The organism is Virgibacillus sp. (assembly GCF_013393565.1).
GTDB classification, from domain to species: domain Bacteria; phylum Bacillota; class Bacilli; order Bacillales; family Amphibacillaceae; genus Virgibacillus; species Virgibacillus dokdonensis.
In genome coordinates, this window is sequence record NZ_JABXHF010000025.1 from 42,178 (window position 1) to 53,010 (window position 10,833).

At 36.1% G+C, this 10,833-nt stretch carries 12 protein-coding genes; 9 read left to right on the plus strand and 3 right to left on the minus strand.

Annotated elements, in window-relative coordinates; genetic code table 11:
• Window positions 1-640 precede the first annotated feature (640 nt).
• On the plus strand, window positions 641-2,026 hold the full coding sequence (gene fumC, locus HLX49_RS07280) for a class II fumarate hydratase (RefSeq protein ID WP_077703011.1): 1,386 nt from the start codon (window positions 641-643) through the stop codon (window positions 2,024-2,026).
• A 446-nt stretch (window positions 2,027-2,472) separates the two neighbouring features.
• Window positions 2,473-2,670, plus strand: a complete 198-nt coding sequence (locus tag HLX49_RS07285; RefSeq protein WP_073006037.1) for an alpha/beta-type small acid-soluble spore protein — start codon at window positions 2,473-2,475, stop codon at window positions 2,668-2,670.
• A gap of 382 nt (window positions 2,671-3,052) precedes the next feature.
• Here HLX49_RS07285 and HLX49_RS07290 read toward each other — a convergent pair whose 3' ends face one another.
• Both HLX49_RS07290 and HLX49_RS07295 read right to left on the minus strand, forming a co-directional pair.
• Entirely contained in the window at window positions 3,053-4,150 is a 1,098-nt protein-coding gene (locus HLX49_RS07290; protein WP_077703012.1) for an ABC transporter ATP-binding protein, read from the minus strand.
• Window positions 4,151-4,240: 90 nt separating this feature from the next.
• A complete protein-coding gene (locus HLX49_RS07295; protein WP_077703013.1) occupies window positions 4,241-5,140 on the minus strand; it encodes a PucR family transcriptional regulator in 900 nt (299 codons plus the stop codon).
• Window positions 5,141-5,299: 159 nt separating this feature from the next.
• Between HLX49_RS07295 and HLX49_RS07300 the strand changes: the two genes are divergently transcribed.
• Both HLX49_RS07300 and HLX49_RS07305 read left to right on the plus strand, forming a co-directional pair.
• A complete protein-coding gene (locus HLX49_RS07300; RefSeq protein ID WP_077703014.1) occupies window positions 5,300-5,653 on the plus strand; it encodes a YlbF/YmcA family competence regulator in 354 nt (117 codons plus the stop codon).
• A gap of 183 nt (window positions 5,654-5,836) precedes the next feature.
• The gene (locus HLX49_RS07305; RefSeq protein WP_296361097.1) at window positions 5,837-6,610 is read left to right on the plus strand and encodes an enoyl-CoA hydratase-related protein; all 774 of its coding nucleotides are present in this window, start codon (window positions 5,837-5,839) and stop codon (window positions 6,608-6,610) included.
• Window positions 6,611-6,707: 97 nt separating this feature from the next.
• Here HLX49_RS07305 and HLX49_RS07310 read toward each other — a convergent pair whose 3' ends face one another.
• Entirely contained in the window at window positions 6,708-6,893 is a 186-nt protein-coding gene (locus tag HLX49_RS07310) for a YhzD family protein (protein ID WP_077703016.1), read from the minus strand.
• Window positions 6,894-7,162: 269 nt separating this feature from the next.
• Here HLX49_RS07310 and HLX49_RS07315 point away from each other — a divergent pair, with 269 nt between their 5' ends.
• The 5 genes from HLX49_RS07315 to HLX49_RS07335 form a co-directional block, all read left to right on the plus strand.
• Window positions 7,163-7,372 carry a helix-turn-helix transcriptional regulator gene (locus HLX49_RS07315; RefSeq protein ID WP_077703017.1) on the plus strand — a complete coding sequence of 70 codons (210 nt, stop codon included), beginning with the start codon at window positions 7,163-7,165 and terminating at the stop codon, window positions 7,370-7,372.
• On the plus strand, window positions 7,362-7,685 hold the full coding sequence (locus HLX49_RS07320; protein ID WP_296361098.1) for a DUF2178 domain-containing protein: 324 nt from the start codon (window positions 7,362-7,364) through the stop codon (window positions 7,683-7,685). Before HLX49_RS07315 ends, HLX49_RS07320 begins: the two co-directional genes overlap by 11 nt.
• A gap of 345 nt (window positions 7,686-8,030) precedes the next feature.
• Window positions 8,031-8,927, plus strand: coding sequence for an ABC transporter ATP-binding protein (locus tag HLX49_RS07325; protein WP_077703019.1), 897 nt, complete (start codon window positions 8,031-8,033; stop codon window positions 8,925-8,927).
• Window positions 8,920-10,170: an ABC transporter permease gene (locus HLX49_RS07330; RefSeq protein ID WP_077703020.1), complete on the plus strand. Its 1,251-nt coding sequence runs from the start codon at window positions 8,920-8,922 to the stop codon at window positions 10,168-10,170. Before HLX49_RS07325 ends, HLX49_RS07330 begins: the two co-directional genes overlap by 8 nt.
• Before the next feature lie 274 nt (window positions 10,171-10,444).
• Window positions 10,445-10,833: metallophosphoesterase family protein (locus HLX49_RS07335; protein ID WP_296361099.1), on the plus strand; the 389-nt coding region annotated here is incomplete at its 3' end.

Consider the following 10,833-nt stretch of genomic DNA (forward strand, 5'->3'; position numbering starts at 1 on the left):
ACTTGGCTTGTCACCAGAAAGTTTTGTTTTTTTAAAAGATAAGAAAAAATATAAAATTTGTTGCTTTGGCATACGGATTTAACGAAATAGCCTCGTCCGGCTCCAGCGCTCAGCAACTAGGTGACTTCACTCCATTGTCCTAAGATAAGTCATTCATCGGTTCGTTCCTCACCCTGATTCCTTTATCTCAGTTGATTCGTTCCACTCGCTACGTTGCTAACCGTGCGCTTGCGCCTTTGTTCCACTATAGGAAAGTATAAAAGTTTAAAGGTTTATAGTATAAGAAAAACTACGCCTTTCGCCATCAGGGCTTGGCGATAAGCCAAGTTTTTCTAATTTAATACTTTCCTATAAGTGTAAAAAACAAATGTATAAAGTAAACCTGTAATCAGCGCGGTTTCTTTTATTTCCAACCCTTTGTTTGTAACCAACAGGTATGACCTTTAGACCTTTTATAAAAAAGGGATTAAGGTATTGTTATTTTTTACTTACCCAGATATCTTGTAGTGGTAGTCTTACAACACTTTATATCCAGAATAAATTTAAAAACCTTGTTAATGTAGGCAGGCTTTATAATTAAATTTAAGCTATTTTCTGATACAATAGAAATGGAGTATTTAACATAGGGAGGATATGTACAATGGAGTATCGTATAGAAAAAGATACGCTTGGAGAAATTCATGTACCAAAAGAAAAATATTGGGGAGCGCAAACACAAAGAAGTAAACAGAACTTTCCTATTGGTAAAGAGACAATGCCATTAGAAATAATTAAAGCGTTTGCGATTTTAAAAAAAAGTGCAGCTCTTGCAAATAAAGAACTAGGTCTTATGGAACCAAAAAAAGCGGAAGCAATTGAAGTAGCTGCAGATCAAATTGTTCGAGGGGAATTAACAGAACACTTTCCTTTGGTAGTATGGCAAACAGGTAGCGGTACACAATCAAATATGAATGTGAATGAAGTTATTGCACATGTAGGGAACAAATGGTTGAAAGAACAAGGAAGTGAATGGACTTTACATCCTAATGATGAGGTGAATAAGTCTCAAAGTTCCAATGATACATATCCTACAGCTATGCATATAGCATTTGTTTTGAAGCTGGAGGATAAAGTTCTACCTGCTTTACGTACATTAAAAGATACACTTAAAGTAAAGATGGACAACTATCAAGATATTGTGAAAATTGGCCGGACTCACTTGCAAGATGCTACGCCACTAACGTTAGGACAAGAAATTAGCGGCTGGCACCGCATGCTTGAAAAATCAGAAATGATGATCGAGCAAAGTACTACTTATTTAAAAGAATTAGCAATTGGTGGCACCGCTGTTGGTACAGGTTTAAATGCTCATCCAGAATTTTCGGAGCGAGTGTGTAAGCAGATAAATGCCGCTACCGGTAAAAACTTTATCTCCGCTCCGAATAAATTCCACGCTTTAACGAGTCATGATGAGTCTGTTTATGCACATGGCGCTTTAAAGGCATTGGCTGGTGATTTAATGAAAATAGCTAATGATGTGCGCTGGCTTGCTAGTGGACCAAGATGTGGAATTGGCGAAATTAATATTCCAGCGAATGAACCAGGAAGTTCCATCATGCCAGGCAAAGTAAACCCAACGCAAAGCGAAGCAGTTACGATGGTTGCTACCCAAGTGATGGGAAATGATGCAACTATTGGTATTGCAGCTAGTCAAGGTAATTTTGAATTAAATGTCTTCAAACCAGTAATCGCATATAATTTCTTACAATCTTGTGAGCTTCTGGCAGATAGCATATTATCATTTGATGATCGTTGTGCAAAAGGAATTGAACCGAACTTAGAGAATATTGACAAAAACTTAAAAGATTCTTTAATGTTAGTAACAGCATTAAATCCACATATTGGATATGAGAATGCAGCTAAAATAGCCAAAGCTGCTTTTGAAAATAATGCAACATTGAAAGATACAGCAGTCAAATTAGGCTTACTTACCGAAGAACAGTTCGAACAATATGTAAATCCTAAGGAAATGACTTATCCAAAGTAAATGAAAAATCGGCTGTTGCACCACAGATGTCTGATGGTGCAACAGCTTTTTTTAGTCTAGGAAATTATAAAAATTTTGCACGCTGTGGATAAACTTACTAAGTTATTTAGCCACGTCCGGCTCCAGCGCCCAGCAACTAGGCGACTTCACGAAATCGCCCTACGATAAGTCATCATCGGTTCGTTCCTCACCGTGATTCCTAAAACTTTAGTTGCTTCGTTCCACTCGCTACGTTGCTAACCGGGCGCTTGCGCCTTTGTTCTACTATAGGAAAGTCTAAAAGTTTATAGTATAAGAACAGCATTTTAGATTATACGAAACAAATACATAGCTATTGGGTCTAATTACATATCCACTTTATAAAAAACAACCCTATTATTTACCAACTCTATTTCATCATAAGTAAAGAAATTTTGCTCACACTAAAGGTACAGGAGGTGATAAATATGGCTAGAAACAGTTCAAATCAGCTAGTCGTTCCTGGTGTACAGCAGGCTCTTGATCAAATGAAGTATGAAATTGCTCAAGAATTTGGTGTGAATTTAGGTCCAGATTCTACTTCTCGTGCTAATGGATCAGTTGGAGGAGAGATTACGAAACGACTTGTGCAAACAGCACAACAACAATTAGGACCAAAAGCATAAATATGAATGGTAAAAAGGGAAAAGCCTCATAAAAGAAGCTTTTCCCTATTTTTAAAAGATAAGAAATTATAAAATGGGGTGCTTTTGTATAACGAAATAACCGAATAGCGACGTCCGGTTTCAGCTCCCAGCAAATAGGCGACTTCACTCCATTGCCCTACGACAAGTCATCATCGGTTCGTTCTAAATAGGAAGGCCGACTAAAGACGGGCTTGCCAAAGAGCACCAGCATACTTCTGTAGCAGGAGCATGATTCCTAAAACTTTCGTTAATTCGTTCCAGTCGCTACGTTGCTAGTCGGGCGCTTGCGCCTTTGTTTTAGTGGCGTTAATTTGTTCCACCAGTCGCTACGTTGCTAAACGGATGCTCCGTGCCTATGTTCTTAATGAATACGCAATTCTGTTTCAATATCAAAAAAGTGCGCTTTATTCATATCAAGTGCTAAATCAATGTTGGAGCCGACATTAATATCTGTTCTTGAGTCAATGCGAGCGATGAAATCTTGCTCATTAATTTTGGAATAAAGGAAGGTTTCAGCACCCATTAAATCAGCCACTTCTATGGTAGCGGTAATTTTTGTGTCTGGAGATGATTCAATAAACACCGGCTCATCATGAATATCTTCAGGTCGAACACCTAATGTAACATCTTTATTTATATATCCTTGTTCACGTAATGGTTTTAATTTACCTTCAGGAACTGCAATTTTCGTATTACCAATTTCAAAATGTGTTTCTGATAATTTTCCAGTAAAGAAGTTCATAGAAGGTGATCCGATAAAACCACCGACGAATACATTATCAGGATTGTCATAAACGTCTTTTGGGGCACCAATTTGTTGAATAATTCCGTCCTTCATAACAACAAGTCGTGTTGCCATTGTCATCGCTTCTGTTTGATCATGTGTAACATAAATAGTAGTTGTTTGCAAGCGACGATGTAGCTTTTGAATTTCGGCACGCATTTGAACACGTAGTTTTGCATCAAGGTTGGACAAAGGCTCATCCATTAAGAATACTTTTGCATCACGAACGATAGCTCTTCCTAGCGCTACCCTTTGTCTCTGTCCCCCGGACAATGCTTTTGGCTTACGATCCAGGTAAGGTTCTAGCCCTAATATTTTTGCAGCGTTCTTTACACGCTTATCAATTTCATCTTTTTTAAATTTTCTTAGCTTTAAGCCAAATGCCATGTTGTCATAGACATTCATATGAGGGTATAGCGCATAGTTTTGAAATACCATTGCAATATCTCGATCTTTAGGTGCTACGTCATTCATTTTCTTATCGTCAATGTAGAAGTCACCATCGGAAATTTCTTCTAATCCTGCAATCATACGAAGTGTTGTTGATTTACCACAACCAGATGGACCAACAAAGACAATAAATTCTTTATCTTGGATATGAAGATTAAAATCATCAACGGCAATATTTTTTTTGTCGTAAACTTTTTGAATATGTTCTAAGCGTAGTTCAGCCATTTCTATTCCTCCAATTGAAAGCGTTTGATTAGCTAACTTAAGTATAAATAAAAGTTTTGAAATCGAAAACAGCAAACATGCACAAAGATATCATTCGTCTTTGTGCATGTTTGCTAGAAGTGCAAAATAGACAGTAACGGCCTCGTGAAATTGTCGAAGATCAATTCCAGTTTTTTCAATAAATTTATCTATTCGATATTGTAAGCTATTTCTGTGCATATATAATTTTTTGGCTGTAACGGAAATATTCAAATTACATTGTAAAAAAGTACGTATTGTTTGTAAAAAGTCTTTATCGGTCGCAAATTCTTGTAAAGCCACTTCAGACAAGTGATGTTGAAATTTGTCATCCGTTTGTTCTAACAATATGTAGGGCAATGCTTCTTGATATTTTAAAACGGCTTTAGGTGCATATTTGAACGCCGTTTTCGCGTAGGCTAATATATGCATATATTGATCACTTGCTTGTTGATAGCTATTTAAATAAGGTCCAACTAAAAATCGTATATTTACAGATAAGTCATTCATTAATACATCAATGATTTGTTCATATGGAATGCTTTCATCCTGAGCTCCCATCTTTTCTTCAATAAATACCCCTTCATTTCTGTTTTTCCATAAAATGGCTATTTCATAATTGAATAATGTTTGAACCGATTCTTTAAACATCAACGGTTCAATTTGTTTTTCCTTCATAGAAAAATAAACAAATCGGTAAGAGGTTAATGGCTCAGTTGGAACGTGTTCAATGGATTGTTGGACAATGCTTTGCCATCGTATTTCTTTTTTCGTGGGATGTGGCAGATCGGCTCGGTAAGGGGTAAGAAATGTTGCTAATAAATGTATATCTTTATCTGTTAAGTCTTGTTTAGGTATACCTACTTTCGTACCATTTTGTAATAAAAACCATTTATACACAGTTGATGTTGGCGAGGCGTCTTTTGGTTCCACAATAAGATTAGGAAATATTTTTTTCAGACGTTCGTTCATGTTGAAAACCCCTTTTTAAGAAGCTGTTTTTTTTATTATAGCAGTAAAAACAAGTTTAAAAAATAAAATACCTAATAGCCTGTCTATAAAACAAACGGTATACATGAAAGGCTTCGTTTGTTATAGTAAATGAGAAAGTGATTCGAAGGAGGAACAATTTTGCCAAATATTTATGATAGTGCATATGATTTAGAAACAGCAATCCGTGAAAGTGAAGAGTTTAAGGCTTTAAAACATGCTTATGATGAAGTGATGAACGACTCATCTGCTAAACAGATGTTTGATAACTTTCGGGAAACACAAATGACTTTACAAGAAAAACAAATGCAAGGTCAGGAAATATCGGAAGAAGAAGTAGAAAAAGCAAGGCAAGTTGTTGAAGTTGTTCAGCAACATAAAGCAATTTCTAAATTGATGGAAGAGGAACAACGGCTTAATATGGTAATTAATGATATTAGTCGGATTATTACGAAACCTTTAGAAGAGCTTTACGGCCCTGAAGCAAACGCATAGGACACCACAACAAAGGCGCTTGCGCCTTTGTTCATTTAGTGTAAGAAAAATTACTATTTCCCCCATAAAGCGTTGACAATAAGGTAAGTTTTTCTAAGAAATGAAGCAGGAATATGAAAACCTTTACCGAATAAAAGGAAGTAATGAAGTTTATTATGTAGTTAAAACAAAGGGGGAGTGGAAATGGGAACGACAGTTATTTATGAAAGTAAGGAAGGAATTTCGTATATTCATTTGAATCGTCCGGAACGTTACAATGCGCTTCATTTAGAGATGTTAGATGAGTTATTAACGACGATTGAAAAAGTGGAGGCAAATGATGATAAAGTTGTTATTCTTTCTGGTGAAGGAAATGCATTTTGCTCAGGTGGAGATATTTCCATGATGAATCAATTAGCAGATTATAACGATTTTGCATCCATTATGGATTTAATTGGTAAGATTACGTTGAAGCTATTTATGATGCCAAAAATAGTAATCAGCGCTATTCAAGGGTCAGCTGTAGGGCTAGGGCTGAGTTATGCATTGACTGCGGACTTTGTTGTAGCACAGCAAGAAGCAAAGCTCGGTATGTTGTTTATTGGCATTGGTTTAGCTCCAGATGGAGGGGGGCATTTTCTGTTAAAGGAGCGAATTGGAGTGCAAAGGGCAAAACAATTTATTTGGAGTTTACAACAAATGGATGCTAGCAGCGCTAAAAAAATTGGATTGGTCGATGAATTAGCGCCAGAACGCGTGATGCCATATGCTATTCAATTGGCAAATAAATTAAAACAGACACCAATACTATCTATGGTGGAAACAAAGATGATGTACCATTCACACCAAAAAGAAACGCTTCTTGATTTTTTAGAAGCGGAAAAAGAGGCACAGTGGAAGTTACGACACACACAAGATCACGAAGAGGGTGTACAAGCTTTCTTAAATAAACGAAAGCCCGAATTTCAAGGGATTTAGGTGAGGTGAATAAACCGACTGTTAAATGAAAAGGTCGGTTTATTCGTGTAGTTTTATAGATTTTCGTACAGACGATACGTTTTTAGTATTCCATATGTCAACGATGAAACAAAAGAAGTTTAGCATCTGGTGTAACACAACGGTGTGTATGTTCGGAATAACCTTCCTTTTCTAATTTAGCCGTACCGATTTCTTTCGCTTCTTCATCGTTTGTAGCTGTAAAAGTTTCATCTAACAACTTTTCTCCAGACGGATCAAACACAGTCAACGTATAATGTCGCATGGTATCTTTCTCCTTTATAACATGTTAAAGTCTTAGGGGTCGGTCTAGCTGTTCTATTTCAAAACAGTGTTAACTAAAATCCTTGATGTAATGTGCTTTGGCTCTATAGTGTTAATTCGACAAAGAAAAGTAAACTCCTTCTTTCTATTTTATCCATAGAAAGTATAAAACGATGGGAGAGGTATTGGGGATGATAATCTTTTTTCTAATCTGTCTCTCTTGACACCATAATAAATGTAAAGTTTGCTTTACTAATGAGGTTGAGAAAAGTGAAAACACTTATTCGTGAAAAACGTATTCAGTTTGATATGACGCAAGAAGATTTATCACATAAGTTGAAAGTATCAAGACAAACGATCATATCCTTAGAAAAAGGAAAATATAAACCGTCGCTCATACTGGCTCATAAATTGGCACAGACATTTAACTGTACCATAGAAGATATTTTTATTTTTGAGGGGGATGAGAATGTTAAGTGACATATATCTCGAAAAACCTATTGTAATTTGGATATTTCTTGTAGGAAATTTGCTTTTACTTCCGATTGTTTATTTTATCACCCGAACTATTGGTCAAAAAAAACGTTTATTTGATGAACGACATAAAGAAATTATGAACCAAGCAAAAGCGAAGTCTTGGAATATTACTTTTTTTGTCCTTTTAATCGCCTATATTGTTATGATGCTGTTGAATTATTATTATCTGCATCTCATTGTAATGTCTATTATATTCCAATTACATTGTGGATCTTTTATGGTTGCTTCCGTTTATTTTAGATCAAAAGTAGAATGATGTGAATCTTTTGCCGTTATTTTACGTATATGCTATTAGAGGAGTGAATGAATGGTTCCAAATAATCCTAAGATCAATATTTAGGTACATCTCAGAAGTGTCAAAGGATTTGATATATCCCGTAATAGTAGGAGCAGGTAATCAATCGCTTGGAACTTAATGTGGTGACTCCTGCGGGAAAAGCATGAGCTTGGCGTTTTTTGCGAGTGAGGAGGATCAAGCCATGCCCTGAGGAAAGCAACGGGTTCAAGCACCTATACAATTACGATTAGGAAAACAAATAAACTGTTAGCAATAATAGGCGAATATTAACGCCTAAATATACGATTAGAGAGGAGAGGAAATATGTTACAACTAAAAGAAGTGACAAAGAAATTTGGGACTCATACTGCTGTTGACCAGCTGTCCTTGGAAATACCTGAAAGAGAAATGTATGGGTTTTTGGGCGGAAATGGTGCTGGGAAAACGACAACATTTCGCATGATTTTAGGATTATTAGACAAAACATCTGGAGACATATCGTGGGAGGGAAAGGCAGTTAATTATGAAAAGAGTCATTTAATTGGCTATCTTCCTGAGGAAAGGGGACTTTATCCGAAGTTAACTGTGAAAGATCAACTTACTTATTTAGCGAGGCTTCGAGGAATGGGAAAGACAGAAGCAATTAAAGAGTTAAAATCCTGGCTTGATCGATTTCAAGTTCCAGAATATCTAAATAAGAAAGTTGAGGAATTATCCAAAGGAAACCAACAAAAAATTCAGTTTATTTCAGCGGTCATCCATAAACCGAAACTATTAATTTTAGATGAACCTTTTTCCGGACTGGATCCAGTAAATGTGGAAATGCTAAAAGAAGCAGTGGTGGATTTAAAAGAAAAAGGGACATCGATTGTTTTTTCTTCTCATCGCATGGAGCATGTTGAAGAGCTTTGTGAGCATTTATGCATATTACATAAAGGCAAGCAAGTCGTTCAAGGGTCATTACGGGAGATAAAACGTTCCTTTGGTAAGAAAAACTTAAGTGTTTATGCTGACTTTTCCGTTGATTTTCTTAGAGATTTTCCTGGTGTTACGAAATATAAATCCGTTATGGATGGGTGCGAGTTACAAATTGAAAATGAAGCAGTGTCTCAAGGAATTTTTACTGCTATACAAGGTAAGGGGTTTGTAAGAAAATTTGAGTTGGAAGAGCCGTCTCTCAATGATATTTTTATTGCGAAAGTAGGTGCTTCCTATGAATAAGTTTTGGATTATTTTAGGGCATACGTATACGACTAGAGTGAAATCGAAATCATTTATCATTACAACACTCATTACACTCATCTTTATATTTGCTTTAACGAATATAAAAACGATTATCGATGTTTTTTCTGATGGGGAAAAAGATCAAATTGCTGTTATTGATGAGACAGATGAACTATTTAAGCCACTTGCCGAAAATGTGGAACAAGCCAATGAAGATATAGAACTTGCGCTTTATGAGGACACAGAAGAAAAAGCAAAACAAGCGGTAGAGGAAGAAGACTATGCAGCGCTTATCCTTTTGAGTAAAAATGAAAAGCAACTGCCAGAAGCAACTTATTACGCGAATAGTATTTCCGAATCAAGTTTACAAACGACATTAGAGCAACAGCTACAGCAGCTGAAAATAATGTATGCTACAGAGCAAGCTGGTGTTGATCCAGCGACACTAGCTATGATTAATGAACCGGTAGTGTTTGATACCATTGCTTTAGATGAATCAGCTAAAACGGAAGAAGAACTGAATCAAGCTCGCGGCATTGTATACATCATGTTATTTTTGTTATACATGACTGTTATTATGTATGGCAATATGATTGCTACAGATGTAGCAACGGAAAAGTCATCCCGAGTAATGGAAATTCTTATTTCCAGTGCACCGCCTGTAACACATATGTTTGCTAAAATTATTGGTGTTGCATTAGTCGGCTTAACACAAATAGTTCTGTTTTTAGGTGCTGGTTATGCGCTTATTACTGCCAAAGATGAAGCAACTAAAGAACTATTTGCACAGTTTGGGATTGGCTCTGCTTCTACATCGATTTATATTTATGCTATCGTATTTTTTATCTTAGGCTATCTTCTCTATGCGACACTTGCAGCCATGTTAGGGTCGTTGGTGAGTCGAATTGAAGATGCGCAACAAATCATTATGCCGATGACATTTTTGATTGTTATCGCATTTGTTATCGCAATGAGTGGCCTTTCTACACCAGATGCTGGGTTTATTAAAATCACTTCGTTTATTCCATTTTTTACACCGATGATTATGTTTCTCCGTGTAGGTATGTTAGATATTCCTGTTTGGGAAATTGCCTTATCTATCGGTCTTTTAGTTGGAACCATCATTATTTTAGCGATTCTCGGAGCTAAAGTGTACCGTGGAGGAGTTCTCCTGTATGGTCGATCTAGTTCACTAAAAGATTTAAAAAAAGCACTAGCATTATCAAAAAAAGAAAAATAAATTACTGAGAATAATACAATATGTGTCGAAGCTCTGCTTTAAGGCAGAGCTTTTTCGCACTAAAAGGAAGTATGAATGAAGAATAGGGGGTTTTAGCAAAAATTTTAAAGAGAATTTGTTGAAAAGTAGTCAACCAAACCAACGTTTTCTTAGAGTTTTTTGAACGAGATAGGAATTCTTTTAGGAATGGGAGCGACAGTGATTCTAACAAATTGACGAACGTGCATTCTGATAATGAATTTGCTAAAATAGTAAAGGAAATGGAGGTGGAAATGTGTCAGAAGAAATTACGTTTATTCATGCGGCTGATTTGCATTTAGACAGTCCATTTAAGGGGTTAGCTTCTGCACCTGAAGCTATCTTTCAAGAAATACGGAAAAGTACATTTACAGCTTTGGAACATTTGGTTCATAAGGCGATTCGATATCAAGTAGATTTTATATTACTTGTAGGAGATTTGTTTGACAATGAACAACAAAGCTTGCAAGCACAAATTCGATTAAAACGAGCTTTTGAAACGCTTCAACAATATAATATTACCGTGTTTTTATCTTATGGAAATCATGATCATGTGGAGGGGAATCCTCGTTTTGTTCCTTATCCTAATAATGTGATTGAATTTTCAAATGAAACGGTATCTTCGTATACATATGTCAAAAACGG

What these genes read in the sequence shown, in the direction of transcription:
- HLX49_RS07295 (WP_077703013.1), bottom strand. Translation starts at nt 5,140, where the DNA reads ATGAACGAACGTCTGAAAAAAATATTTCCTAATCTTATTGTGGAACCA.
- HLX49_RS07325 (WP_077703019.1), top strand. Translation starts at nt 8,031, where the DNA reads ATGTTACAACTAAAAGAAGTGACAAAGAAATTTGGGACTCATACTGCT.
- HLX49_RS07320 (WP_296361098.1), top strand. Translation starts at nt 7,362, where the DNA reads ATGTTAAGTGACATATATCTCGAAAAACCTATTGTAATTTGGATATTT.
- fumC (WP_077703011.1), top strand. Translation starts at nt 641, where the DNA reads ATGGAGTATCGTATAGAAAAAGATACGCTTGGAGAAATTCATGTACCA.
- HLX49_RS07285 (WP_073006037.1), top strand. Translation starts at nt 2,473, where the DNA reads ATGGCTAGAAACAGTTCAAATCAGCTAGTCGTTCCTGGTGTACAGCAG.
- HLX49_RS07310 (WP_077703016.1), bottom strand. Translation starts at nt 6,893, where the DNA reads ATGCGACATTATACGTTGACTGTGTTTGATCCGTCTGGAGAAAAGTTG.
- HLX49_RS07290 (WP_077703012.1), bottom strand. Translation starts at nt 4,150, where the DNA reads ATGGCTGAACTACGCTTAGAACATATTCAAAAAGTTTACGACAAAAAA.
- HLX49_RS07305 (WP_296361097.1), top strand. Translation starts at nt 5,837, where the DNA reads ATGGGAACGACAGTTATTTATGAAAGTAAGGAAGGAATTTCGTATATT.
- HLX49_RS07330 (WP_077703020.1), top strand. Translation starts at nt 8,920, where the DNA reads ATGAATAAGTTTTGGATTATTTTAGGGCATACGTATACGACTAGAGTG.